Here is a 24,363-nt window from a genome sequence, read left to right as displayed (position 1 = left end):
CGAATCGGACACTCGGAGCGAGTCGACCATTTCCGGCGCGAAGCGACTACTCCGCTGCCGGACGCCCGATCCCCGTGCGGCGCAACCCTTTGTAGTCGTAGTACCGCGTCACCACCGCACCCAGCACCACACCGATCACCACCCCGAGCACGGCCATCCACACTCCGCGCGTGAGCCCGGCCGGACCACTGGCATCGAAGTAGAGGATGGCGCGCACGCCGAGGAACACCTGATGCATCGGCTCGAACGAGGCGAGCCAGCCGAAGTACTTCGGCGTCGCCTCGATCGGCACCGTGCCGCCGGAGGACGGCAACCCGAGGATGATGAACAGGATCAGGTTGATCAGCAGCCCCGCCGACCCGACCGCCGCGAGCACGGACAAGCCGGTGACCCCGACGGCGATGATCGCGAACGCGCTGAAGAGGAACAGCCCGAGCGGGTGATCGATCGGCATCCCGAGCGCCTTGGCGACCAGCAGGAAGACCCCGGCGACGACGTTCGCCGTCACCACCATGACGCCCCATTTGATCAGCAGGGTGTGAAAGCGCGAGATGGGCGTCGGCGGGAAATGCACGTACCAGGGCCCGTATTCGGTCGGCACGAAGCCCAGTTGCGCGTCGATCATCGTGTGAATGGTCATCGAACCGACCAGACCCGCCAGCAGGAGCAGCAGCGCGTAGAAGAACGCGGTGAGGCCCTGGCCGGTGCCCTCGGGCAACGGATGGAACGGCTCGACGACGATCTGCAGCGGCTCGGCGAGCGCCACCCTCGTCGCCCCGCTCAGCTCGGGTGCGGGCGGGCCGCCCGGCGGGGGCGCCAGCTGGGCCTGTACCTGTTCGGTGAGCTGCGCGCCGACCTGCTTGTTCACCTGGTTCAGCGCCTGGTTGCCGATCTGGGTGACGATCGAGGTGACGAACGCGCCGCTGCGCGGGTTGGTCTGCAACGTGATGAGCGGACGCTGGATATCGCCGGGGATCACGCTGCCCACGCCGAAGATGCCCAACCGTTTGCTGAAATCGCTCGGAATGAGGATGGTGCCGTACACCTTGTTGTTCTGCATCCGCTGCGAGGCCTCGTTGACGCCGAGCACCTGCAGGTCGATCTTGTCCCCGGGCACCGCCTGCCGCAACCCGTCGACCACCTGGGCCCCGAACTCGACCCGGCGCTGCTGCCCCGGCGCGCCGATCGTGTCGCCGACATCCTGATTGACCAGCGCGATGGGGAAATCGTGCAGGTTCTCTTCCGGATCGACGACGTAGTCGAGATACATCGTGCCGAGCAGCGCCATGAAAACGGCGAGCACCGCCACCGGCAGCAGCCACAGCCGCAACCCGAGGTTGCGCGGGGATCGACTAGTTTCCGCAGGGTCCGTAGTCACGGTTTCGGACGGTAGCAGCTGATCACGCACGGCTCGGGGAGCTACGCGCGGCCAGTTGCCTGCAGAATGCGCGAGCGCTTACGGCGACCGCAGATCGAGTCGCCGCATCACCCGGTCGACCAGATCCGGCGGCACCCCGGGTTCCCGGCGCGCGGCCATCGCCTCTTCCCGCCCGGCCGCCAGTATCTGCTGATCGATCCGGTGCAGTGCGCGGTTCAGCTCGGCGCTCTGCTCGGTCGTCTGCCGCGCGTCGTCCGCGGCTGCGGGATCGGCTCTGGCGAGCCGTCTTTCGATGCCGACATGCAATCGGTCATAGACGTCGTCCGGCAGCCGCTCGATCAGCGCGACCTGTTGCAGGCGCGTGAGTTCGGCGCGCAGAATGCGTGCCCACAGCTTGCGCTCCATATCCCGCTCGGCGTCGATGTCGACCCGAACCCCGGTGGCGCGCACCACGAGTGACAGCGTCGGCCCTTGGATCAGCAGCGTGAACAACACGAGGGCGAAGGCGGTGAAGAGGATGCCGCTGCGCCAAGGGAACGGCTCGCCCGACGCGGTGGTCAACGGCACGGCCAGTGCCAGCGCCACGGTGGCGACGCCCCGCTGTCCCGCCCACCAGGTGACGACGGTCTCCCGCCAGGTGTAGGGCTCGTCGGCCTCCCGGCGGCGCCACCACCGGCCGAACAGGGCCCAGGTCGCCAGCAACCAGAGCAGCCGCAGCCCGACCACCACGCCGATCACCGCGGCCGAAACGCCGAGGTAGCGCGGCCAGTCCGGCCCGGCCGCCCGCAGCACGGTGGCCAGTTCCAGCCCGATCAGGCCGAACGCGATCCCGCTGACCAGCATGTCGATGATCGCCCAGAACGAGTCGCCGACCAGCCGGTAATCGCTGTCGCCGAAGTCGGAGGCGGCGTCGGTCAGATACAGCGCGCACACCAGCACCGCCAGGACCGCCGACCCGTCCCAGGCATCGGCGAGCCGATACGCCGCGAAGGGCAACGCCAGACCGAGCGCGACCTGCCACGGGGCTTCGGCCAGCCGCGGCATCAGCCTGCTGCCGCCCCAGCCGAACACCAGCCCGACCGCGACACCCATCACCGCCGACACCACGAAGTCCAGCGCCGCCGACCATGCGGAGAACTCGCCGGTGACCACCGCCTGCACCGCGATCCCGTACAGCACGATCGCGGTGACGTCGTTGAACAGCCCCTCCCCCTCCAGCACGGACACCAGCCGCCGCGGCAGACCGAGCCGGCCCGCCAACGCGCCGACCGCCACCGGGTCCGGCGGCGCGACCAGCGCACCGAGCACGAACGCCGCGGCCAGCGGCACGCCAGGATGCCACAGGTGCACGGTCACCGCCACCACCGCCGCGGTGACGACCACCAGACCGACCGCTTGCAACGCGATCGCGCTCCAGTTCTGCGCGAAGGTTCGCCACGACGTACGCCGCGCCGCGGCATACAGCAGCGGCGGAAGCAGAAGCGGCAGAATGAGATCCGGCGCCACCCGGACATCGGGCACCGTCGGCAGCAGCGCGAGGACGCAACCGAACACCGTCATCAGGACGGCCGGTGCCACGCCCAGCCGCCGCCCGAGCGGCTGGGCGAGGATCGTGCCGAACAGCACGAGAAACGGCAATTCCAGATGATTCACGCTCGTCCAGCATGCGCGGCGAACCTGAGAATCCCCGAAGCGGCTGCTGATTGTTCCGCGCGAGGTACGCAAGCTGGCGGTATCCGGACAACCGGGTGTCCGCCCGCTATCCCGGTGATCTACCGTTTCGGCCGGGCGCACGGGGCAATCATGTGCTTACGAGGCAGTTCCGGTGTGGTGAAAGGAGAATCCGATGATCATCGGCGCGGTCAGTCACTGGGTTCGGCTCATGCTAGACGTGATCGGGATCTGACCCGGCACGCACCGTGGTGTGGCCCGCGAGACCGCCGGTCTCGCGGGCGATCTCGTCGAAATCGGATCAGGACAACCAGATCAGGCAGAAGATATGGCCCACCGGATCGGCGTAGACGCGGAACTGATCGGCGTCGTTGGGCTGCACCAGTTTCGCACCGAGCGCGAGCGCGCGCGGCTCCGCTTCCTCGATATCGTCGACCAGCACGTCGAAGTGAACCTGCTGAGAGGCTTCGGGATCCGGGAAATGCGGTGGCTGGTACTCCGGAGACAGCTGGAACACCAGTCGCCGCCCTTCGTCGTCCGCGGTGACGATCCAGGTGTCGTCCTCGTCGTCGATCAGCCGTACGCCGAGCAGGCCGATGTAGAACTGCGCGAGCTTGCGCGGCTCCGGACAGTCCAGCACCACGCTGCGCAGGGTGCCGACCGGCTTTTCGCTGTCCGCTGTCATGGCAAAACCTCCTTCGCTTCCGATGTCGATCACCTACCCGCCGTCGTCCGTGCGAAACGCCGCCGCGATACGAGTCCGGAGGGGCGCCGCACGGTGCGACACCCCTCCGGTGGTAAAGACTGCGCGAGAGGACTATTCAGGCTGCAACAGCACCGGCAGCCTGCTGTGCCCGTTCGAGATGAAACTCGCCACGGCGCCCAGCTCCGCCGGATCCGCCGCCAGGCGCATGTTCGGAAAACGCGCGAAGAGGGCGGGCAGCGCGACCGCCGCCTCCAGCCTGGCCAGCGGCGCGCCGAGGCAGTGGTGCACCCCGTGCCCGAAGGCCAGGTGATCCTTGCTGGGCCGGGTCACGTCGAACTCGTCGGCCGTTTCGCCGTGCACCTTCGGATCCCGATTGGCCGCCGCGTAGGAGGCGAGGATCGGATCGCCCTTGGCGATCTTCACCCCTTCCACGTCGATGTCCTCGACCGCGAACCGCAACGGCAGATGCGCCACCGGCGCCTCGAACCGCAGCGCCTCCTCGATCAGCTCGGCCCAGCCGACCTTGCCCGCGACCACCGCGGCCCGCTGCTCGGGCCGGGTGAGCAAGGCGTAGATCGCCTGATCGAGCAGGTTGACGGTGGTCTCGTGGCCCGCGCTGATGACCAGCAGCAGCGTGTCGATCAGCTCCTGCTCGGTGAGCTGCGAACCGTCGTCCTCGTCGCGATGCGAGATGAGCAGGCTGGTCATGTCGTCGCCCGGCTCGCCGCGCCGGAAGGCCACCAGCTCGGCGAGAATGCGGTACATCTCCATGTAGTTGGCCTGCGACTCCTCCGAGCCGAGCGAGGTGTCGAAGATCCCGTCGACACATTTGCGCAGGCCGGGATTCAACGACTCCGGCACGCCCATCAGCTCGGAGATGACCTCGATCGGCACCGGATACGCGAAAACCTCACGCAGATCGACCACTTCGCCCGCGGGCACCGCCGCGAGCTCGTCGATCAGCCGCTCGGTGATCCGAATGATCCGCGGTCGCATCGCCTCGGTGCGGCGGTGGGTGAACGCGGGGGCGACCAGCTTGCGCAGCCGCCGATGATCGGCGCCGTACGCGGTGAACATGTTGTTCACCGCCACCCAGAGAAACAACGGCCAGTCCTGCGGCACTTCGCCTTTGGCGAAGGCGGGCCAGTGCTGCCTGGCGTCCTTGGACACTTTCGGATCGACGAGCAGTCGCTTCAGCAGGTCGGCGTCGGTCACCGACCACGCCTGCACGCCGCCGGGCAGCTCGACCTTGGTCGCCGGTCCACGCTCACGCAGGCGTGCTGCTTCGCCTTGGATATCGGTTCCCGTCGGGTCCAGGACTAGGGGCGCAGTGTCCATCGCGGTCTCCTTAAAACACGTTCAACGGTGGTGACTGAGGAAACACTACGGGGAGGGAGACCAGTGCGCGATGGAAAGGTCCTGGCCGCCAAGACAATTCGTCGGCAGCCACGGCAAGGCCGAGCTCGGGCAGGGCGTCGAGAAGTTGATCGATGGCGTCCTGCACGATCAGATAGGCCATCGACCTGGCCGGGCAGGCGTGCGGCCCGACGCTCCACGCCAGATGTGACCGGTTGTCCACGTACTCGCCCACGCTGATGGTGGGATCGTTGTTGCAGCCGGACATGCTGATCACCACGGGCTGATGGGCGGGCAGCCACACGCCGTCTATCAGGATGGGCTGCTTGGGGTACGACACGCAATAGTTCGCCATCGGCGGGTCGGTGAACAGCACCTCGTCCAGCGCGTCGCGGGTCGAAAGACTGCCGCCGAGAACGTTTCCCGCGAAGCGGTCGTCGGTGAGCATCAGCAGCAGCGTGTTGACGATCAGGTTCTGCTGCGGCTCGATGCCCGCGCCGTACAGCGTGACCAGCTGGTGGATCATCTCCACGTCGTCCAGCTTGGCCGGATGGGCGAGCAGCCGCGAGGTGATGTCGTCGCCCGGCTCTTTGCGTTTCAGTGTGACCAGCTCGAACAGCGCGTCGGTGAGCATCGCGTTGCCCTTGTCCGCGTTGACGCCTTCGAAGATCGCGGCCATCCCGGTCGCGACCTGCTGGCCGATCTCCGGTGGGCAACCGAGCGTGGCGTTGAGCACCGCGAAGGTGAGCGGGAACGCGTACTGGCTGATCAGATCCGCCGCGCCGTCCTGGCAGAAGGCGTTGATCAGCGGGATGGCGATCCGTTCGACGGTGGCGTGCAGCGAGTGCAGGTCGACCTCGCCCACCGCGACCACGTTGGCTTGCCGGTATCGCAGATGCTCGAGTCCCGCGCTGCGCAGCGCGTTCGGCCGCCACTCCAACATCGGCAGGATCGGGCACTCGCCCGGCACGTTCTTCTGCCAGGTGCGCGGATCGGCCGGAAAATGGTCGGGGTCGTTGAGGATTCGTAACGCCGTGTGGTAACCGATCACCAGTGTCGCCGGGACGTCCGGCGCGAGGTTGACCGGCACGAGCGAACCGTATTGGCGTCGCATCTCGCGGTAGGCCGAATGCGGATCAGCGGCAAACTCTTCAGAATATAGGGATACCCGAGGACCTTCGGTGTCGATCGGGGATCCGTGCTGGACAGGGCAGGACGGGGGCGTGGTCAAAGACGAGACTCCAGACGCTGGAACAGGAATTCGACGAGCGTGATCAGCGAGCGCAGGCACGTGCCTCTGTCACGTGCGTCCAACGAGGTGAGCGGGGTTTCCGGGGTCAGGTCCAGCGCGTCGCGAACCTCGCTGAGCGGATAGTTCCTGGCCCCTTCGAATTGGTTGACCGCAACGGAATACGGCACGCCGCGCTCCTCGAGCACCGAAAGCACCTCGTCGGACTTCTCGATGCGGCGCGTGTCCACCAGCACCAGGGCACCGAGCGCGCCGCGGGCCAGCTCCTCCCACAGCGGGACGAACCGCTGCTGACCCGGTGTGCCGAAAAGGTAGAGCGCGAGTTTCGGGCTGAGCGTGATGCGCCCGAAGTCCATCGCAACGGTCGTCTGCGATTTACCGGGCAGGCCGACCATGTCGTCGACGCCGACGCTGGCCTCGGTGATCGTCTCCTCCGTGCGCAGCGGCTTGATCTCCGAGACGCTGCTCACGAAGGTCGTCTTGCCGACCCCGAAATTTCCTGCCACCAAAAGTTTTACGGAACGGGTAACGGTCTCCGGCACGTAGTCGACTGGACGATCAGACGGCGAGAGCACGGAGCCCATTGAGTACCTCTTCCAGCAGAGCGATCTCCGGCAGGTGTTCCGCCGGGGTAGGTGAGACTAGGTGACCGCTGTCCATGAGATCCGCCGCGACGATCTTCACGACGGACGGCGGCAGGTCGAGATACGCGGCGATCTCGGCGATCGACAGCGCACCCCGGCGGCTGCAGAGATTCACGACCCGGCGCGTATCGGGTGTGGCACCCGGCGCCGGGTCCTTGGCCGCACGGACCAAAGTGACCAGGTCCAGCTCACGCGTAGGACGGGTACGTCCTCCGGTGCGCACGTATGCCCGAACCAGGTCGGGATCACGCCGGGACCGTGGTGTCATGGCAATTCGCCACCATCGACACGCCTACGCGGCTGGCTGCCCAGCTCGCGGCCGACCCGGCCGGCCAATTCGTTCATCCGGTGCGCGATGAGGGCCACGTCGATCTCGGGGGTGGTCGCGACGCCGAGCAGCGCGCCCTCACCCGCCGCGGTGATCAGGATCATGCCCTGGTCGTACTCGGTCATATTCTGTCGCACACCGTTGTTCGCGCCGCCGCAGAATTCGCCGAGCGCCTTGCCGAGCGACCGCAGACCCGAGGCCGCGGCGGAGAACCGCTCGGCCTCGTCGCGCTCGATACCCGGCGAGTGCGCGATCCGCAGCCCGTCCTCGGACAGCAGGACCGAGAATCTGACGCCGGGAACGTTGAGATCGTCGAGTAGCCAGCCGAGCTTGTTGCTGCTGTCGGTCACGGGGGTGGCCATCAGGATGTCATCCCTTCGGTGTGCTCGGAGTGATCGGTGGCGGCGGCACGGCCGCTCTGGGAGCCGGTGTGCCAGGCGGCGGCGACATCGGGGCGGGCCAGCCCCGGTTCGGTGCGTGGCCCGACCGGAGCTAAGGCGACGGTGCGGCGGCGGCGCTTCGGTAGCCCGCCGCTGGTGATCTCGTGCACGGCGAATTGCTCACTCTCGCTGGGCTCTTCACGTTCCACCTCGCGGGCCACGGGCACCGGGGCGGGCGCGGGCGGCGCGACCTCGGCGGCGGACTGCTCGTGCGCGGGCACCACATCCTGACCGGGCTGCGGGGTCATCAGCAGCGCCTCGGGGATGTAGACCATCGCGCGCATGCCGCCGTAGACGTTGGGACCGTCGATGTAGACGGTGAAGCCGTAGCGGCGAGCGAGCGCGGCGATACCCGGGAAACCCACCTTGGGCGAGGGGCCGAGCTGATGGATGTCGACCGAGCGCTCGTGCGCGAGCACCTGCCTGGCCTCCTCCATCTGTTCGGCGTTCATCCGAACGCCCGCGTCGTCGATGATCACGGTGACGCCGTGATGACCTTCCTGGAAACTCACATCCACGAAAGACGTTGGCGGAGAATAGCGCAGCGCGTTGTCGAGCAGCGTGGCCAGGGTGTGCACGAGCGGCTCCACCGCCCGGCTGATGACCACCCGATCCAGCTGATTGGGGCGCACCCGCAGGTAGTCGCGGACGCGGCCGATCGCGCCGCCGACCACGTCGGTGAGCGACTGGGCGGGCCAGCGGCGGCCGGGCAGGCCGCCGCAGACGATCACATAGGACTGCGCCTGGCGGATCATCTGCTGCACCGTGTGGTCGATCCGCGTGAGCGTCTCGTAGACCTCGTCGTTGCGGTGCTCACGTAGCGCGGAACTCACCACCTGGCTCACGTCGGCGCCGAGGCTGACCACCGAGGTGCCGAACGAGCGCACGGCGGCACTGGTCGCCTGCCGCGACGCGGCGGCCACCTCCTCGCGCACCTTGCCCTCGACCGCACCGATCGCCTGCTGCGCCTCGTGATTGGCCTGTTCCCTGGTCTCGGACCGCAGCAGGCTCAGATCGTCGGCGTACCGCTCGGCGATCCAGCGCAGCACCTGGGCCAGCCGGGAGTTCTCCAGGCCCGGCGGCACCTCGACGGTCGGCGGCTGGGTATCGAAACGCCTGATCGCCTCGGTGACCGCGGGCATCGTGTTGGTGGCGAACCGCTCGATGGTCTCATCGACGGCTCGCTGCTCTCTGCTGAGTGCTTCGGCTCTGGCTCGCTGTTGTTTCGCATACTGGAATGCGTACAGCGCCACCGCTATCGCAACCAGCAGAGCGGCGGCGAGGATCCATGCAAGCACCACGGCGATATCTTGGTTCATCAGTTCTTTCGTCGTCGATTGGCGCCGAGGAATCGACTCTCCGTCATCGTGCTTCGTCTCGCCTTCCTCGCGACGCCGACCATGCACATCCCTGGTCGGATCTGGTCCACGTCGGAGGACCGGAGACCCTGCGCACACTCCGAGGCCGTTCTACCCTTGCCTCACAGTGCCCGCGGGGCAGGCGATTCCACGGTCGATCGCCGACCGATCGGATTGTGTCCGAACGGTTACCAGAACCCGACGTCCCGACATTAGCAGCAATGCAACCAAGTCTCGCCCGATCCACTCACATGATTGCGTTTGCAGACAAGAGGTGACTATCGCACACGAATGCGCAATAATGCTGCGCCCCTGGCGATCACGGTCGCTAGCCACGCAGTGACCAGGGGTGTTTCCACGGTGCCGATAGAGGACACGTCATCCGATCTATTCGTGCCGCTGCACATCTCACGCATCCCGTCAACCATGCCTACCTAGCCGACAGCCGGAAACCGGCCCACAACAGGACATTCGGTTTGCTCTTGCCCGAGAGTTAGCTGGTCCGTCCAGTTTGCTATGGCCGAGTTGCGAACCGGTCGGTCCATCCGACGCGACCTGCGCAGTTGCCCGGAAGTGGCCGGTTGCGCGCGCCGCCGCGGCCGTCGCGAGACCCGGACCATGCCGCCACGCGGCCCGCACAGATAACCCAGACTGCCGGTACCGGATACTATGCCGACATGGCAAAGCTGAAGGTGTCCGTCGATGTGCCGATCTCTCCGGAAGACGCGTGGTCGCACACGTCCAACCTGGCCGACCTCGACAAGTGGCTGACGATGCACGAGGCGTGGCGCAGCGAGGTACCCGAGCAGCTGACCGTCGGCACCCAGCTGGTCGGCGTGGCCTCGGTGAAAGGGCTGCGCAACCGGGTGACCTGGACCGTGAAAGCCGCCGAGCCGCCGCGCCGGTTGCTGCTCACCGGGGCGGGCAAGGGCGGCACCAAGCTGGGGCTCGAGTTGCTGGTCGCGCCGAAGGGCACCGGGTCGGAGGTGACCGTCGACATCGAGCTCGGCGGACGACCGCTCTTCGGGCCGATTGGCGCCGGCGTGGCGCGCGCCGTGAAGGGTGACATCGAGCGGTCGCTGGACAAGTTCGTCGCGCTGTACGCCTGAAAGATGCTGTAGAGCAAGGTTTTTGCGTCGAGCGCGGGCTACCGGGCCGCGTTCGGCGCACCCTGCGGACCCGGTCCGCCGGCCGCCGCGGTGATTCGGCGGCCGAGCCCCGCCTTCAGATGATCGATCACCGCCCTGGTCCGGCGCGGCAACGGGGCGGCGGCCGCGTATACCGCGTAGATGTCCGCGGGCGGTGTTTCCAGCTCCGGCAACACCTGAATCAACGACCCGTCTTTCAGCAGCGGATCGACGTGCCAGCGCGACCGCATGACCAGCCCGCGGCCCTCCAGACACCAGCGGGTGATCACGTCGCCGTCGTTGCTGATCAGGTTCCCCGCCACCCGGACCGCGAGTTCCTTTCCCGCGCTCTCGAACCGCCACAGCGCATAGTCGGATTCGTTCTCCCGCAAGATGATGCAGTTGTGCTCGGCCAGCTCCTTCACCGTGGCGGGCATGCCGTGCCTGCGCACATACTCCGGGGCCGCACACACCACCCGCCGGTTGACCCACAACCTGGTCGCCGTCAGCCGTGAATCCTGGAGTGTGCCAACACGAATAGCGACGTCGTACCCGGTGCCCGCAATGTTCAGCGGCAGCGCGGACAGCTCCAGATCCACCTGCACCGACGGGTGCCGCTCGACGAAATCGGCGACCAGCGGCGCGATGTGCGCCCGGCCCAGGCCGATCGTCGACCGCAGGTGCACCCGCCCGCGCAGATCGTGGCGCTGTTCGGCGATCGAGTCCTCCAGCTCCTCGAGCTGGGCGGCGATCACCGCGGCGCCCGCCGCGTACCGCTCCCCCTCCGGGGTCAGCGTCAGCCTGCGCGTACTGCGCTGCACCAGCACCACCCCGAGCCGGGCCTCCATCTGCGCCAGCCGCTTGCTCACCGACGACACCGAGATGCCGAACTCCCTGGCCGCCTCGGTCAGGCTGCGCGAACGCGCGACGATGTCGAAAAACGTCACGTCGTCGGTGGACGCACCGTACACGGCGACCTCCTTCGTCTTTTCCGTTCGGGAAAAAGTCTCTTGCGCGTTCCGTGCTTTTGCCGCGGAATATCCGAGCCTACCGTTGAGAACGTCTCGTTACCAAGAAGATCGGAGCACGCGACGATGGGTGCCACACACCGAATTGCTGTCATTCCGGGCGACGGCATCGGCAAAGAAGTCGTGCCGCAAGGAATTCGAGTTCTCTCGGCCGCGGCGGCCGCATTCGACTTCACCCTGGATGTCACCGAGTTCGATTTCGCGAGCGCGGACTACTACACGGCGACGGGGAAAATGCTGCCCGACGGCTGGTTCGACCAGCTGTCCGGCTTCGACGCGCTCTTCTTCGGCGCCGTCGGCTGGCCCGAGGTGGTGCCCGACCACATCTCGCTGTGGGGCAGCCTGCTGCAGTTCCGCCGCCATTTCGACCAGTACGTGAGCCTGCGCCCGGTCCGGCTGCTACCGGGCATCAGCAGCCCGCTCGCGGGCCGGCGGCCCGGCGACGTCGACTTCTACGTGGTCCGGGAGAACACGGAGGGCGAATACTCGAGCGTGGGCGGCAAGATCTTCGAGGGCACCGACCGGGAAACGGTGCTGCAGGAGACCGTGATGACCCGAACCGGCGTCGACCGAATCCTGAAGTACGCGTTCGAACTAGCGCAACGCAGACCGAAACGGCATCTCACCTCGGCCACCAAGAGCAACGGTATTTCCATCTCCATGCCCTATTGGGACGAGCGCGTCGCGAACATGGCGGGAAGTTATCCCGAGGTGGCGGTGGACAAGTACCACATCGATATCCTGACGGCGAATTTCGTATTGCATCCGGACTGGTTCGACGTGGTGGTCGCGAGCAATCTCTTCGGCGATATCCTGTCCGATCTCGGACCCGCCTGCACCGGCACCATCGGCATCGCGCCGAGTGGGAACATCAACCCCGAGCGGCGTTTTCCGAGCCTGTTCGAGCCGGTGCACGGCTCGGCGCCCGATATCGCGGGGCTGGGGATCGCCAACCCCATCGGCCAGATCTGGAGCGGCGCGATGATGCTCGAGCACCTGGGCGAACAGGAGGCCGCCGCGGCGGTGCTCGCCGCGGTGGAAGCCGCGCTCGTGCAGGACAGGTCCGCGATGACACCGGATATGGGCGGGTCCGGGACCACGGACTCCTTCGGGGCGCTGGTCTGTGCGCAGCTCGAGGCGGCCACCTCGATGACCGCGGCGAGGCGATCATGAAACTCGACGCCCGGCCCCGTTCGTTCCCCGCGCCCGCGCTCGACGGCATCCCGCTGCTCGTGCCGGTGGCCCTGACCGCGGGTGTGCTCGCCGCGGGCTACTTCGATGCCATACCCGAGAACATGATCGGCGGGCTCGCGATGATCGTCGGGCTCGGCATGCTGCTCGGCCCGCTCGGCAACCGGCTGCCGGTCATCTCGAAAATCGGTGGCGGAGCGTTGATCTGCCTTATGGTGCCGTCGATCCTGGTGTACCTCGGCGCTTTCGACGAGAACACGCTCGCCGCTGCGAGTGCGCTGATGAAGCAGGCGAACTTCCTGTATTTCGTCATCTGCACGCTGGTGGTCGGCAGCATCCTCGGGATGAGCCGAAAGGTGATGATCGGCGGACTGATCCGCATCTTCCCGCCGCTGCTGCTCGGCACCGTGGTCGCGGTGTCGGTGGGGATCGCGGTCGCCATGACGTTCGGTTACAGCTTCCATCGCGCGCTGTTCTACATCGTCGTGCCGATCATCGGCGGCGGCATCGGCGAAGGGGTCATTCCGCTGTCGTCGGCCTACGCGTCGGCACTCGGCGGGCAGCAGGCGGATTTCGTCGCCGAACTCATCCCCGCGGCGATCATCGGCAATATCGCCGCGGTCATCACGGCGGGTGTGCTGCGCCGGCTCGGCGATCGCCGTCCGCACCTCGACGGTGGCGGGCAGTTGGTGAAGGTGCCCTCCGCCGACCCCGTCCCGGCCGGCACCGCAGAACCCGCCCCGCACGATCCGGCCGCGCCGCCGCGCAATCACGCGCTCGGCGTGCTTCTCATCTGTGGCATGTTCGTGCTCGCCACCTTGCTCGAGCACGCGGTGCACCTGCCCGCGCCGGTGCTGGTGATCGTCATGTCGGTGCTGTGCAAGCTGTTCGGCGTCTTTCCGCCGGTGGTGGAGGACAGCGTGCGCGGCGTCTACACCGTCATCTCGAAACATTTCATCTACCCCACGATGATCGGGCTCGGCCTGCTGTACCTGCCGTTGCAGAGCATCATCGGCGTGCTGTCGGCGGGGTACGTGATCGCGTGCGTCGCCGTGGTCCTGTCGATGGCCGCCACCGGCTATGTCGTCGGCCGCGCCATCGGCATGTATCCAGTGGACGCCTCGTTGGTCACCGTGTGCCACAGCGGCCTCGGCGGCACCGGTGACGTGGCCATCCTTTCCGCGTCGAACCGGATGAATCTCATGCCGTTCGCGCAGATCTCGACCCGGATAGGCGGCGTCACCACGGTCATCTCGGCGGCCGCGCTGATCAAGGTGTGGCAAGGATGAGAGTGCTGGTCGCGCCCGACAAATTCAAGGGCAGCCTGTCCGCCGCCGAGGTGGCCCGCTGTCTTGTCCTGGGGCTCAGCGCATCCGGGGCCGAATGCCGGGCCCTTCCGCTCGCCGACGGCGGCGACGGCAGTGTCGAGGCCGCCGTCGCCGCCGGCTTCGAGGCGGTGCCGGTCACCGTCGCGGGCGCAACCGGAACGCCGCGGCAGGGCCTGATCGCCCTGCGCGGCGACACCGCCGTCGTCGAGGTGGCGAACACCTGCGGACTCCTCACCCTGCCCGGCGGGCGGCCCCGGCCGCTCGACTCGTCGAGTCTCGGCCTGGGACAAGCGCTTCGGCAGGCGTTGCGGTACGAACCACGACGGATCGTGCTGGCGCTCGGCGGGAGCGCGAGCACCGACGGCGGCATGGGGTTGTTGACCGCGATGGGGTTTCGATTCACCGATGCTGCCGGGCGGGTCCTGCCGCCGAGTGGTCGCGCACTGCTCGACATCGCCGGGGTCGACGTGTCCGCGGCGGTGCGCCTGCCCACCGTCGAGTTGGTGCTCGCCTCCGATGTCACCAACCCGCTCACCGGACCCGACGGAGCAGCTGCTGTGTACGGCCCGCAGAAGGGCGCGACCCCCGCGCAGGTGCGCCGCCTCGACGCCGGTCTGCATCGCTTCGTACAAACGCTGTCCCACAACGGCTTTCCCGAAGCTCCCACCCTCGCCGCGACGCCGGGAGCAGGCAGCGCAGGCGGCCTCGGCTTCGCCGCCCTGCTCCTCGGCGCCCACCCCCTCTCCGGCGCCGACTACTTCCTCGACCTACTCGACTTCGACCGGCACCGCTCGTCCGCCGACTTGATCGTCACCGGCGAAGGCCGCCTGGACCACCAAACCGAACGCGGCAAACTCCCCGCCGCCGTCGCCCGCCGCGCCGGTCCGACACCCGTCGTCGCGGTCACGGGCCATCGTGAACTGCCGCAAACCCTTTGGCACCGAGCCGGTTTCACCTATGTCTACGCCCTCTCCGACTACACCTCAGCGGATACCGCGAACAACCCCGTCCTCACCGCCGAACTCCTCACCCGGATCGGCACCGACATCGCCCGGACCCGCGACGGATTTGCCATCAACAGCCACGCGGTGTGGTGAACAGACACTGCTTGCAGGCCACGATCACCCCCGCCCCACCACCGGCCGAGCACCGCCACAGTGACCGGGCCGCGCGTCCGCGCCGACGACGACTCGGGGATACCTCCGCCCTTCGGCCGCTGCGTGCCCTCCGGCCGCGTGGCGGATGCTCGGAGTGTTGTGCAAACATCGTCGCGGTGAGCGAACCCCGGGAAAGCGATGCATTACAAGCGACGACAGTGTCCTTCCGCCCAGGTGCGCGGGCGGACGACAGTGCGGTGGACCGGATCGACGGGTCGTTCACCACCGACACCATCGTCGATGTGCGCAACAGCGCCGAGGGATTCGTGCTCCGCGAAGTTCCGGTGTCCCCGCCCATCGTCAAGCACTTCCCCGACGACGCGGACAGCGAAGAGGATGCGCCGGTCCGATTCGTCGCCGTCGATCAGCAAGGCCATATCTGCGGGGCCATCGACGTCGTCTACGCGGAATGGAACCGACGTCTGACCATCGTCGATATCAAAGTCGCCCCGACCCATCGCGGCCAGGGACTGGGACGCAGGCTGGTCGACCTGGCCATCGCGCACGGACGGGAATCCGGCGCCCGCACACTGTGGCTGGAGGTCACGAACATCAACGCGCCGGCCATTCGGGCGTACCGCCGTATGGGATTCGCCTTCTGCGGTCTCGACACCTCGCTCTATCGCGGGACACCCGCCGAGAGCGAGATCGCGATCTTCATGAGCCGGGATATCACGAACGACGGTGCGCAACCCGATCGGCGCGAGCAGCGCTCGGACGATCGCACAGTTCAGTAGGCGTCGTTCGGTCCGGCGGCGACGGCGAGGACGCCGTCGACCTCGCTTACCGCGGAGATCAGTCGTTGAAAGTCGCCGCGCCCGTCGAGGTGGATGGAAACCTCGACGGACGGGGTGGTTTCGGTGGTCCGGGGATCGTCGTGCTGGACGGTGGACAGGTCGGTGACTCGGAAGCCGGAGCGGGTGACGATCTGCAGGACCTGGCGGAGTAGGCCGTGCCCGTCGAGGTAGTGCACGCGCACTGTCGGCCAGGGTGCGACCGCGAAATTCCGGGTCAGGCGGGACAGGGCGGGCAAGGCCAGGATCGCGGCGAAGTAGCCGAGTACGCCGAGCGCGGCCAGCAATACCAGGCCCGCTCCTGCCGCCGCACCCACCGCGGCAGTCAGCCAGATGCTGGCCGCGGTGGTGAGCCCGCGCACGGAATCGCGTTTGACAAAGATGATTCCGCCGCCGATGAACCCGAGCCCTGAGACGATCTGCGCGGCGACCCGCGAGGGATCCAGCGTCACCCGCCCGGTCGCCAGCACATCGCTGAAACCGTACTTGCTGACCAGCATGAACAGAGCGGCACCCAACCCTACGACGGTGTAGGTACGCAGGCCCGCCGCCTTCTGCTCGAGCTCCCGCTCCAGTCCGACCGCAGCCGAAAGGATGAACGCGGCGCCGAGTTCCGCTATCTGGCTCGGACCTTGTCCCGTCAATCCGTTGAACGCTTCGATCATCAATCCACGCTAGTTCGCACGGATGGACTGTGCAGCGACGAAACTCAGGACCGGCCCTGCTGCGTCACCCTGGTTCGCGCTGCCCGTAGGGGGACCACGCCCAACTACCATTGGGGACCGCGTTGCCGTCGGGGTCCAACCGCTCGGACGCCTACCTGTGCGACCCCGCCGATCGGCTGGGAAGATCAGCTCACCGGCGGGTAGCCCCGATTCCGCACTGCCGCATAATGTCAGAGACCGATGATCGCCCCCGCGGACTGCCGCCGCTGCCCGGTAGCATGCCGATCATTGCCCGAGCCATCACTCGGCGCGCCAACGCCCCGAGTCCGATCCGGCACCCGGCGGACGACCGCTCGAAGTCCGCAATCCCCCACCCTGTCTGCCCGCACTGATCAGGAAACCGCTTATGGCCGCACCATCGCCGCACTGCGCGGCACTACCCAGCGACGCCCTCGCACATGTGCTCGCCGACTCCACGCTGTCCTTGTTCTCGGCCGCTGATCTTGCCGAACTCGTTGTCTTACAACGCTGCTGCTGGGTCCCAGAGGCGGTGCTCAACAACATGCTCGACCTTCCCCCGCTGCGCGAAACCCATGACGAGGTACTCGCGTGGGCTACCACGTCGACAACTTTGGTCGTGCGGCAACGCGGCCGCCTGGTCGCCGCGGTACGCGGCCAGGTCGAAGGCAGCGACTGGCATGTCGGCCGACTCATGGTCGCTCCCGACCTGACGGGTCGCGGCGTCGGTTCCCATCTGCTGCGCCTGATCGAAACGCTCGCTCCCCCGCACATCGAGCGATTCATCCTGTTCACCGGCGCCCGCAGCGAACGCAACATCCGCATGTATCAGAACGCGGGCTACCAGCTCCTGCCCACACCGGATCCACTCCCGCCCAACCACATCCACGGTGCGGTTCACCTGGTGAAGCCCAGGGACTGAGCGAGTACGACGTCATCGTTGGCGGCGACTGCCAACCAGGCGATCGACAATGCGCGAATCGCTTCCGAGGAGCGGGGCGAGTGAATTCCATTCCGCCGGCGACCATGCTGCTCTGCGGCCCATGCACGAATCACGCCGGTGGGGGCCCAGTGGACGGACAGCCGCGCGTCGACCTCGGTCTCGCCGTCGAGCGGGACGCCATGTTCACGAAGCAAGCCCTCGAACAGGGTCAGCGGCGAGGGTACGCCACCATCCTCGGCCGCCCCTACCCGCCTTCCTCCGGCTCGATCACCGTTGAGGTGACAACCGGACTCGACCTCGGCACCGTCTGCATCCCATCACCGTTCTGACGCAACGCGGATCGCACTGACCTAGCCCTGTCGCCAGCCGTACCAGTTCTCCGAGGCGAGCACCGCTACGCCCAGCAGCAGGTTCGCCAGCAAGATCATCCACAGGCCGGCGAGGGGTGTGCCTGCGTCGAAAGATTGCACAAGAAACACGACACAGTAGCCGCACCACAGGAATAGGTGGAAAGCGAGAACACCGCCGTAAGCCCGGGTGTACGCACCACGGGACGAGTGCATGGCCAAGACTGTCCCCGTCGCGATAACGGCCAGGAAAGTTCCGCCGACGAATACGACGGCTTGGAAGGGGGCCCACACCTCTCCAAACGGATACACCTCCTTCGTTCGGACGAATTCCCAACCACCGTCGGTGAAGTCGGCCAAGGGCTGGGTCAGCGCCCCGGCCCACAGCGCGAACGCCAGGCCTACACAACTTCGAAGGAACCAGAAGCGGCCCGGCTCATCGCGTGACGTCGCTTCATCGCTGTTGCCCTCAGGGATCGGATTCACGGAGCCCCCGCTCGACGAACGTATGCAACCAGTATTACCGAGGCGGGTCGAGTCGGCGTTTGCGAAATAGCGCGGGATCTTTCGGCTGCGGCCGGTCAGTGCGCGGTGCTGCTGTGGAAAACGAGGCGGATGAAGGTTTCGGTGTGGCGGCGGATTTCGTCACGGGCCTGAGTGCGTTCCGGGCCAGGAGCGTGGGCGTGCAGGTGCAGTACTCGGGTGAGGCCGATCAGACCGGTGAAGGACATCGCGAGGTCTTCCGGGGTGGCGAGGTCGGCGGGGATCTGGTCGGCGGCGATCCAGTGTTCGAACAGGCGGCTCACGGGCTGGCGCATGGCCGAGATCGCTTGTTGCAGGGCGGGACTGTGCAGCAGCCCGTCCTGCGCCATGACGCTGATCAATAGGCGGGCGTCTTCGTGTTCCCAGCCCTCGAGGACGGCGCGCACGAGTTCGCGCAGGTACTGCGGCGGGTCGGTGTCTACGAGGGCGGCCGTGGCGGCGTCCATCATGTCGAGTGGGTTGGTGGGGCCGAGAGTGGCGAGTACGGCGTCGAAGATCGCCTGCTTGCTGGCGAAATGCGCGTAGAGCACGCTCTCGCTCAACCCGACTTCGCGCGCGATGGACCGGATCGAGGTGCCCGCGTACCCGTTGCGGGCGAACAGGCGCAGGGCGGCGCTCGACAACGCGGCTTTGGTGTCGCCCGCATCCGCCTTGCGCGGCCGTCCAGGTCTACGCCGTGGTGTCGTCATCCCACTTCCGCCCTTTCCCCTCGAGGTCTACAATTAATCGAACGCTCGATTATTTTACGCGAAAGGACCGTGATCATGGACACCGACCCGCGCACTCAGACCAACCCACCCGCGCCGTATGTCGAACCGGCCCCCTACGGCTATCTCTACCTCGGCTTCCGTGTCGCCCCACCCCCGCGAATCCCGTTCGTGCCCCGCAGTTCTCGCCGCCGAGAGGTCTTGCGCCGGTGCCAGGACCTCACGCGCCGCCTGGCCGCGATGGACGAGGTGCTCTCGGCCAGGGCCTACCGTGCCATCGCGATCCAGCCGTCCGACGTGAGCCCACGCTTCGACGTGATCGTCCTGATCGAGACCAGCACACCGGCGACGCTCGCCGCGGTGCAGGCCACGCCGGAGTTCCAGCAGCTGGGCGCCGACTTCGTCATGCCCGCGCGCAATATCCGGCGCCTCGGCGATATCGACAGCTCCCCCACCGGGACGTTCCTGTTCAACCACTTCACCGCCGATGACTACGACCGCGCCCTGCGCTATTTCGACTCGGTCGCCGGCTGGTTCAACCACGACGCCAAGGTGGACGACATCGCCTTGCTCGGCCCGATCGAAGACGCGCCCTACGTCTTCGTCAACCAGGTCCGTCTGCCCGGCACCCTCGCCGCCTTCGTCCTCGCCCTGCTCCGCCCGAACTTCCGCCGCTCGGTACACGACGTGATGGTCGCCAACCGCGTCGGCTTCGCGTCCATCATCTGCAAGCCGGTCTGAATCCGAGGCCACTGACAAGCAATCTCGCTGGCGCCCTTCGCTTCCAGCCAATGATGCACCGCGCCGGACGTCTCGGGTCGCGCGCCCGCGCAGAAGTACGCGATCTGCAGAGTCGGTAACCGATGGTGGTTCTCACGACAGATCGGCGACGACGAGCCGGTAGCCGAGGTCGAGGTGGGGGCGGTCGAGGAGGTCGGCGTGGCGGACGGACCAGGAACCGTCGGCGAGATCTCGCCGCAGGCGGGACAATCCTTCTCGCAGTTGCGGTTCCGGTGTGAGCGCGAGCATCGATATGCCGGCTCGGACGGTTTCGTCGAGATAGGCCTCGGGGCGACGCCAGTAAGCTCCGCCGAAACCGTCGACGCAGTCGTGTGGCACCGGGATCGGCTGTACGGCAGAGTTTTCCAACTGAGCGGTCAAGCGAGTCAACGGCACGGCGAGGCGGGCGTCGGTTTCCGCGGCCGCGGGCAGGTACTCGCGTACCAGCCAGAACTGCCGGAACACCGAGTGATCCCAGGTGAGGATCACGATGCGGCGCCGCGCAACTCGGATCATCTCGGCGACGCCGCGCTCGAGGTCGGCCCAATGGTGGACGGTGAGCACCGCCAAGGCCGCATCCACGGCACCGGTGCGGACCGGCAGCTGCTCGGCGCTCGCGCGAACGGCAGCGGCGGCACCGCCCGGCCGCTGGTCGATCATCACCCGGCTGGGCTCGACCGCGAGGACGGTGCCGCCCGGCTCGTAGGAGCCGGTGCCTGCGCCGATGTTCACGATCGAAGCCATGTCGGCCAGCGACGCATCGATCGCGGCGGCGATTCGCGGATCCGGCTGCCGGGTCGCCGCGTACGTACGCCCGGTGGTGTCGTACACCGTCATCGCTGCCGCCCCGCAGCGCGGCCACGACGGCCGCCCGCGCCGGTCCGGACTTCGCTCGCCATCGTCGGACCTTAGCGGGCGCACTGCCGTCGCGGCCACCCATCGTCGGGCCAGGCCCAGCTCACCCCTGCGGCGCGGAAATCACTTGCCGTCCGACAACCAGCGCGAATTCAGCTCCCGCTCGGCCGCCGCGGTGAGCGCACCGAACACCCGCAACCGCGCGATGCCGCCGTCCGGGTAGATGTCGACGCGCACATGCGTGGCCGCCCGATCCGACGGTGCGAGCCGGAAACGATGCGGGGTGTCGGGCTGCAATGCGGTGCGCGGCAACAACTCGAACCAGGCCGGGTCGTCGCTCGGCGGCAGTGGCCCCGGACCCTGGTGATCGATCGCCACGACGCGGGCTTCGCCGGGCGAGTTGAACAGCAGATGCGTGGTGTCGAGTTCGATCAGCGCGGGAACGCCCTGTGCGGCGAGCTGGATTGTCGCCCAGTCGTTTCCGCCGTCCCGGCGGCGCGCGGTCTCCCAGCCCTCGGCCTGGTTGCGGGCCAGCCCGGGTGCGAGCATGTTGTCCGGCGCCGAGTAGAACATGTTGGAGCAGGCGATGGTTCGCGCGCCGTGCGCCAGCGCGGCGAGGTCGACGGTGAGCCCGGTGAGCAGCGTCGGGTCCGGGACCACCTCGCCGTGCACACGCAGGCGGGCGATGCCGCCGTCCGGGAAGATGTTCAACCGGACGTGGGTGAAGATGCGATCGTCCGCCACCGGCAACTCGTGCTTCGCGTCGCCGCCGAGCGCGGTCCGGGGCACTATCTCCACCCACTCCGCCGAATCCAGTTGCGCCGGAGCAGGGTAGCCGGGCGCACGGCAAGCCTCGACGGAGGTGAACGGCGGGTAGTTGCCTTTGAACCAGGCTGTGTCGACGACCACGCCGCGGATCACGCCGGGCATACCGAGCCGGATGACGGCCCAATCGTGGCCGGGCCCGCGATGACGGCGGGTCTCCCAGCCGTCGTACTCCTGGCCTTTGGGACCGAAGGTGTGCTCGGCGAACCGGGGTTCCCAAGGGTTGATGAGGTTTTCGCGTTCCTCGAACGATTCGTCGCTCGCGGCGATCACGCCGGCGCGGTTGGTGCGCAGCGCCAGGTCGGGCAGGTTGGTGAAGTCAGACATATTTCCCTTGTCGATTGCGGTTCGCGATGGTGTCGGCGGGCGCGATATCCCATTGCGGTACAGCGTTTCTGGGCTGGGTGAGCAGTTCCCCCGCCGGCGGATGCCCGTTGCCGACTACACGCCCGCGCAGCCAGGTCGCGTGCACGAGGCCGCGCAGCTCACGTCCGCCGTAGGGCGTGATGGGGTTCTTGTGCGCCAGCGCGGCGGGATCCACGGTGACCGGCGCCCACGGATCGAAGGCCACGAGGTCGGCGTCGCAACCGATCGCGATGCGGCCCTTCTGCGGCAGCCCGGCCAGCACCGCAGGGGCGGCGGCCATCCAGCGCACCACATCGGTGAGCCGGAACCCCCGTTCGGCGGCGGCCGTCCACACGGCGGGCAAGCCGATCTGCAGCGACGAGATTCCGCCCCACGCCGTGGCGAAATCCCCCTCCTTCAGCTCCGGCGTGCACGGCGAATGATCGGAGACCACGCAACTGAGCACGCCGTCGGCCAGGCCCTGCCACAGCGCATCCTGGTTGCCGGAATCCCGAATCGGCGGACAGCATTTGAACGCGGTGGACGACGCCTCTGCTGCCGAGAGCGTCAAGTAGTGCGGGCAGGTCTCGGCGGTGATCCGCACGCCACGGGCCTGCGCCTGCGCCAGCGGGTCCAGGCAGGCCGCCGCCGAGACGTGCAGGATGTGCGCCCGCACCCCGGTGAGTTCGGCGAGCGCGATGACTTCTTGCACCGCGGCCCTTTCGGCCTCGCCCGGCCGGGAATCGAGGAACGCGCGATACGTCCCGTCGACCGGATCGTGCAGCCGCACAGGATCTTCCGCGTGCACCACGAGCAGACCGTCGTACTGGGCCAGCTCGCGCATCACCTGTTCGACCTCGCCGAGCCCCAGCGGTGGGAACTCCTCGACTCCCGAGGGCGAGAGGAAGCATTTGAAGCCGACCACCCCTGCCTCGTGCAGCGGTCGCAGCGCGGCCAGATTGCCGGGAATCGCGCCGCCCCAGAAGGCCACGTCCACATGGCATTGCCCCTCCGCGACAGCTTGTTTGGTGCGCAGGTGCGCCACGGTGACGGTCGGCGGCAAGGAGTTCAGCGGCATGTCGACGATCGTCGTCACCCCGCCCGCGGCGGCCGCCTCGGTGGCCGTGGCGAAACCCTCCCACTCGGTACGCCCAGGCTCGTTGACGTGCACGTGGGAGTCCACCAGTCCGGGCAGCACGACCAGATCGGCGAGATCGGTCGTCGCGGCCGCGGGCAGCACCGCTTCGTACTCGGCCAGCGCCGCGATCTTGCCGTCCCGCACCGCGATCGAGGCCGCACGGATCCCCTCCGGCAGCGCGACCCGCCGGGATCGGATCACCAGATCATGCATGGGCTTTCGCTCCCAACCAGGTGCCGGCGAGATCGCCGGCCAGCTGTTGCAGCAGTGGTCCCGCCTGCGCGATGCAGACCTCGGGGTCGGGCTCGAGGTCGGTCAGCGCGTACGCGGCTTCGATGTGTGCGCCACGCAGCTGCTCGTCGGTGAGCGCACGCTGCCCCGCCACCGCGACGACCGGCACGGACGCGCTCGCCGCCGCCCGCGCGACGCCGACCGGCGCTTTGCCGTGCAGGGTCTGCGGATCGAGCGAGCCTTCCCCGGTGATCACCAGGCGAGCCCCCTGAACCTGTTCGGTGAACGACAGCAGTTCGAGGATCAACTCGATGCCCGGTCGCACACTCGCGCCGAGGAAGGCGAGCGCGGCATAGCCGACGCCGCCGGCCGCCCCCGCTCCGGGCCGCTCCGCGACCGCGGCGCCGAGGTCGCGTTCGACGATCGAGGCCAAACGTGCCAGACCCCATTCCAATTCGTCGACCTCGCGCGGCCGCGCCCCCTTCTGCGGACCGTAAACCTGTGCGGCGCCGCGCGGCCCGAGCAACGGATTGTCGACGTCGGAGGCGACGACCACCCGAACCTGCAGCATGTCCGCGGCGTCGATGCGCGCCAGCCTGCTCAATGCCGCTGCGCCCGGCGGCAACTCACGATCGTGCTCATCGAGAAAGCGCACGCCCAGCGCGGACATCATGCCCATCCCGCCGTCGGTGCAGGCACTGCCGCCGAGCCCGAGCACCACCTGGCGGGCGCCGCGCATGGCCGCCGCGCGGATCAGTTCGCCCGTGCCGTAACTGGTTGCGGTCATGGCAGTTCGAAAGGTAGGCCGCATCGGCAGCCGGCGCAGGCCGGACGCTTCCGCCAGCTCGATCACGGCCGCATCGCCCCTCATCGCGAACGAGGCGGCCACCGGCAAGCCGAGCGGACCGGTGACGCTGGTCTGGAATCGGACGAAGCCCGATTCCACCACCGCGTCCACCGTGCCGTCCCCGCCGTCGGCCACCGGCATGGTGACGAGCGGGAGATCCGGTCGTACCCGGCGGAGTCCGGTCGCGAGGTGCGCGGCGACCTCGGGCGCGGTGAGCGAACCCTTGAACTTGTCGGGAGCCAGGACGCAGTGTCCGTCGCGCCATCCGCCGCGCACGATCGCCGATCGCAGCTTGCCCGGCGGCGCGTCCGGCCTGCTCACCGCCCGCCTCCCACCGGTTCGGGTGCGAGGGGAACAGTGGCGG

25 protein-coding genes are annotated in these 24,363 nt (G+C 67.8%); 8 read left to right on the top strand and 17 right to left on the bottom strand.

Going from position 1 to position 24,363, the window contains the following annotated elements:
• Positions 1-46: 46 nt before the first annotated feature.
• The 9 genes from NBRGI_RS11740 to NBRGI_RS11700 form a co-directional block, all read right to left on the bottom strand.
• On the bottom strand, positions 47-1,378 hold the full coding sequence (locus NBRGI_RS11740; protein ID WP_029895433.1) for a YhgE/Pip domain-containing protein: 1,332 nt from the start codon (positions 1,376-1,378) through the stop codon (positions 47-49).
• Positions 1,379-1,456: 78 nt separating this feature from the next.
• Positions 1,457-3,031, bottom strand: a complete 1,575-nt coding sequence (locus tag NBRGI_RS11735; RefSeq protein WP_029895431.1) for a Na+/H+ antiporter — start codon at positions 3,029-3,031, stop codon at positions 1,457-1,459.
• 319 nt (positions 3,032-3,350) lie between these two features.
• Positions 3,351-3,734 (bottom strand): VOC family protein, encoded by a 384-nt coding sequence (locus NBRGI_RS11730; RefSeq protein WP_029895430.1) that lies wholly within the window; start codon positions 3,732-3,734, stop codon positions 3,351-3,353.
• Positions 3,735-3,866: 132 nt separating this feature from the next.
• A complete protein-coding gene (locus NBRGI_RS11725; RefSeq protein ID WP_029895429.1) occupies positions 3,867-5,093 on the bottom strand; it encodes a cytochrome P450 family protein in 1,227 nt (408 codons plus the stop codon).
• Between the two features lie 10 nt (positions 5,094-5,103).
• Positions 5,104-6,342: a cytochrome P450 gene (locus tag NBRGI_RS11720; RefSeq protein WP_029895428.1), complete on the bottom strand. Its 1,239-nt coding sequence runs from the start codon at positions 6,340-6,342 to the stop codon at positions 5,104-5,106.
• A complete protein-coding gene (locus NBRGI_RS11715; RefSeq protein WP_029895426.1) occupies positions 6,339-6,944 on the bottom strand; it encodes a GTP-binding protein in 606 nt (201 codons plus the stop codon). Before NBRGI_RS11715 ends, NBRGI_RS11720 begins: the two co-directional genes overlap by 4 nt.
• On the bottom strand, positions 6,919-7,272 hold the full coding sequence (locus tag NBRGI_RS11710) for a DUF742 domain-containing protein (protein ID WP_029895424.1): 354 nt from the start codon (positions 7,270-7,272) through the stop codon (positions 6,919-6,921). The genes NBRGI_RS11715 and NBRGI_RS11710 overlap by 26 nt, the downstream gene beginning before the upstream one ends.
• Positions 7,269-7,694, bottom strand: coding sequence for a roadblock/LC7 domain-containing protein (locus tag NBRGI_RS11705; protein ID WP_029895422.1), 426 nt, complete (start codon positions 7,692-7,694; stop codon positions 7,269-7,271). The genes NBRGI_RS11710 and NBRGI_RS11705 overlap by 4 nt, the downstream gene beginning before the upstream one ends.
• On the bottom strand, positions 7,694-9,091 hold the full coding sequence (locus tag NBRGI_RS11700; RefSeq protein WP_029895420.1) for an ATP-binding protein: 1,398 nt from the start codon (positions 9,089-9,091) through the stop codon (positions 7,694-7,696). The genes NBRGI_RS11705 and NBRGI_RS11700 overlap by 1 nt, the downstream gene beginning before the upstream one ends.
• Before the next feature lie 716 nt (positions 9,092-9,807).
• On the opposite strand from NBRGI_RS11700, the gene NBRGI_RS11695 reads away from it, so the two are divergent.
• Positions 9,808-10,239 (top strand): type II toxin-antitoxin system Rv0910 family toxin, encoded by a 432-nt coding sequence (locus tag NBRGI_RS11695; RefSeq protein ID WP_029895418.1) that lies wholly within the window; start codon positions 9,808-9,810, stop codon positions 10,237-10,239.
• A gap of 38 nt (positions 10,240-10,277) precedes the next feature.
• Here NBRGI_RS11695 and NBRGI_RS11690 read toward each other — a convergent pair whose 3' ends face one another.
• Entirely contained in the window at positions 10,278-11,228 is a 951-nt protein-coding gene (locus NBRGI_RS11690; protein WP_029895416.1) for a LysR family transcriptional regulator, read from the bottom strand.
• Positions 11,229-11,351: 123 nt separating this feature from the next.
• On the opposite strand from NBRGI_RS11690, the gene NBRGI_RS11685 reads away from it, so the two are divergent.
• From NBRGI_RS11685 to NBRGI_RS11670, 4 genes are all read left to right on the top strand, one after another.
• A complete protein-coding gene (locus NBRGI_RS11685) occupies positions 11,352-12,458 on the top strand; it encodes a tartrate dehydrogenase (RefSeq protein WP_029895414.1) in 1,107 nt (368 codons plus the stop codon).
• Complete coding sequence (locus NBRGI_RS11680) at positions 12,455-13,765, top strand: 2-hydroxycarboxylate transporter family protein (protein ID WP_029895412.1); 1,311 nt, start codon at positions 12,455-12,457, stop codon at positions 13,763-13,765. Before NBRGI_RS11685 ends, NBRGI_RS11680 begins: the two co-directional genes overlap by 4 nt.
• Positions 13,762-14,901 carry a glycerate kinase gene (locus NBRGI_RS11675; protein WP_029895410.1) on the top strand — a complete coding sequence of 380 codons (1,140 nt, stop codon included), beginning with the start codon at positions 13,762-13,764 and terminating at the stop codon, positions 14,899-14,901. Before NBRGI_RS11680 ends, NBRGI_RS11675 begins: the two co-directional genes overlap by 4 nt.
• A gap of 218 nt (positions 14,902-15,119) precedes the next feature.
• Positions 15,120-15,698, top strand: coding sequence for a GNAT family N-acetyltransferase (locus NBRGI_RS11670; RefSeq protein ID WP_051727672.1), 579 nt, complete (start codon positions 15,120-15,122; stop codon positions 15,696-15,698).
• On the opposite strand, the gene NBRGI_RS11665 is transcribed toward NBRGI_RS11670, so the two are convergent.
• Positions 15,692-16,420, bottom strand: a complete 729-nt coding sequence (locus NBRGI_RS11665; RefSeq protein WP_029895406.1) for an MgtC/SapB family protein — start codon at positions 16,418-16,420, stop codon at positions 15,692-15,694. The two genes, NBRGI_RS11670 and NBRGI_RS11665, sit on opposite strands and share 7 nt — an antisense overlap.
• A 406-nt stretch (positions 16,421-16,826) precedes the next feature.
• Here NBRGI_RS11665 and NBRGI_RS11660 point away from each other — a divergent pair, with 406 nt between their 5' ends.
• Together NBRGI_RS11660 and NBRGI_RS11655 are read left to right on the top strand one after the other, a co-directional pair.
• On the top strand, positions 16,827-17,360 hold the full coding sequence (locus tag NBRGI_RS11660) for a GNAT family N-acetyltransferase (protein WP_081878010.1): 534 nt from the start codon (positions 16,827-16,829) through the stop codon (positions 17,358-17,360).
• 80 nt (positions 17,361-17,440) lie between these two features.
• A complete protein-coding gene (locus NBRGI_RS11655) occupies positions 17,441-17,710 on the top strand; it encodes a hypothetical protein (protein WP_148310782.1) in 270 nt (89 codons plus the stop codon).
• Between the two features lie 21 nt (positions 17,711-17,731).
• Here the strand turns inward: NBRGI_RS11655 and NBRGI_RS11650 are convergent, their stop codons facing one another.
• Together NBRGI_RS11650 and NBRGI_RS11645 are read right to left on the bottom strand one after the other, a co-directional pair.
• Positions 17,732-18,214: a hypothetical protein gene (locus NBRGI_RS11650; protein WP_029895400.1), complete on the bottom strand. Its 483-nt coding sequence runs from the start codon at positions 18,212-18,214 to the stop codon at positions 17,732-17,734.
• 95 nt (positions 18,215-18,309) lie between these two features.
• A complete protein-coding gene (locus NBRGI_RS11645) occupies positions 18,310-18,960 on the bottom strand; it encodes a TetR/AcrR family transcriptional regulator (protein ID WP_235210923.1) in 651 nt (216 codons plus the stop codon).
• A gap of 75 nt (positions 18,961-19,035) precedes the next feature.
• On the opposite strand from NBRGI_RS11645, the gene NBRGI_RS11640 reads away from it, so the two are divergent.
• Positions 19,036-19,719 carry a hypothetical protein gene (locus NBRGI_RS11640; protein WP_148310781.1) on the top strand — a complete coding sequence of 228 codons (684 nt, stop codon included), beginning with the start codon at positions 19,036-19,038 and terminating at the stop codon, positions 19,717-19,719.
• 132 nt (positions 19,720-19,851) lie between these two features.
• Here the strand turns inward: NBRGI_RS11640 and NBRGI_RS11635 are convergent, their stop codons facing one another.
• The 4 genes from NBRGI_RS11635 to NBRGI_RS11620 form a co-directional block, all read right to left on the bottom strand.
• Positions 19,852-20,595: a class I SAM-dependent methyltransferase gene (locus NBRGI_RS11635; RefSeq protein WP_029895394.1), complete on the bottom strand. Its 744-nt coding sequence runs from the start codon at positions 20,593-20,595 to the stop codon at positions 19,852-19,854.
• A 141-nt stretch (positions 20,596-20,736) separates the two neighbouring features.
• Positions 20,737-21,765: an allantoicase gene (gene alc / locus NBRGI_RS11630; RefSeq protein ID WP_036558572.1), complete on the bottom strand. Its 1,029-nt coding sequence runs from the start codon at positions 21,763-21,765 to the stop codon at positions 20,737-20,739.
• On the bottom strand, positions 21,758-23,134 hold the full coding sequence (allB, locus tag NBRGI_RS11625) for an allantoinase AllB (RefSeq protein WP_036558569.1): 1,377 nt from the start codon (positions 23,132-23,134) through the stop codon (positions 21,758-21,760). Before allB ends, alc begins: the two co-directional genes overlap by 8 nt.
• Positions 23,127-24,320: a glycerate kinase gene (locus NBRGI_RS11620; protein WP_148310780.1), complete on the bottom strand. Its 1,194-nt coding sequence runs from the start codon at positions 24,318-24,320 to the stop codon at positions 23,127-23,129. Before NBRGI_RS11620 ends, allB begins: the two co-directional genes overlap by 8 nt.
• Positions 24,321-24,363 lie beyond the last annotated feature (43 nt).

Origin of the sequence: Nocardia brasiliensis IFM 10847, from assembly GCF_000710915.1 — a bacterium.
GTDB lineage: Bacteria > Actinomycetota > Actinomycetes > Mycobacteriales > Mycobacteriaceae > Nocardia > Nocardia brasiliensis_A.
This window is presented reverse-complemented; position numbering and strand designations above follow the sequence as displayed.

Coding starts and splice junctions, on each gene's coding strand:
- NBRGI_RS11700 (WP_029895420.1), bottom strand. CDS start 9,091: ATGAACCAAGATATCGCCGTGGTGCTTGCATGGATCCTCGCCGCCGCT.
- NBRGI_RS11715 (WP_029895426.1), bottom strand. CDS start 6,944: ATGGGCTCCGTGCTCTCGCCGTCTGATCGTCCAGTCGACTACGTGCCG.
- alc (WP_036558572.1), bottom strand. CDS start 21,765: ATGTCTGACTTCACCAACCTGCCCGACCTGGCGCTGCGCACCAACCGC.
- NBRGI_RS11635 (WP_029895394.1), bottom strand. CDS start 20,595: ATGACGGTGTACGACACCACCGGGCGTACGTACGCGGCGACCCGGCAG.
- NBRGI_RS11695 (WP_029895418.1), top strand. CDS start 9,808: ATGGCAAAGCTGAAGGTGTCCGTCGATGTGCCGATCTCTCCGGAAGAC.
- NBRGI_RS11675 (WP_029895410.1), top strand. CDS start 13,762: ATGAGAGTGCTGGTCGCGCCCGACAAATTCAAGGGCAGCCTGTCCGCC.
- NBRGI_RS11640 (WP_148310781.1), top strand. CDS start 19,036: ATGGACACCGACCCGCGCACTCAGACCAACCCACCCGCGCCGTATGTC.
- NBRGI_RS11710 (WP_029895424.1), bottom strand. CDS start 7,272: ATGACACCACGGTCCCGGCGTGATCCCGACCTGGTTCGGGCATACGTG.
- NBRGI_RS11705 (WP_029895422.1), bottom strand. CDS start 7,694: ATGGCCACCCCCGTGACCGACAGCAGCAACAAGCTCGGCTGGCTACTC.
- NBRGI_RS11725 (WP_029895429.1), bottom strand. CDS start 5,093: ATGGACACTGCGCCCCTAGTCCTGGACCCGACGGGAACCGATATCCAA.
- NBRGI_RS11680 (WP_029895412.1), top strand. CDS start 12,455: ATGAAACTCGACGCCCGGCCCCGTTCGTTCCCCGCGCCCGCGCTCGAC.
- NBRGI_RS11660 (WP_081878010.1), top strand. CDS start 16,827: ATGGCCGCACCATCGCCGCACTGCGCGGCACTACCCAGCGACGCCCTC.
- NBRGI_RS11645 (WP_235210923.1), bottom strand. CDS start 18,960: ATGACGACACCACGGCGTAGACCTGGACGGCCGCGCAAGGCGGATGCG.
- NBRGI_RS11685 (WP_029895414.1), top strand. CDS start 11,352: ATGGGTGCCACACACCGAATTGCTGTCATTCCGGGCGACGGCATCGGC.
- NBRGI_RS11665 (WP_029895406.1), bottom strand. CDS start 16,420: ATGATCGAAGCGTTCAACGGATTGACGGGACAAGGTCCGAGCCAGATA.
- allB (WP_036558569.1), bottom strand. CDS start 23,134: ATGCATGATCTGGTGATCCGATCCCGGCGGGTCGCGCTGCCGGAGGGG.
- NBRGI_RS11730 (WP_029895430.1), bottom strand. CDS start 3,734: ATGACAGCGGACAGCGAAAAGCCGGTCGGCACCCTGCGCAGCGTGGTG.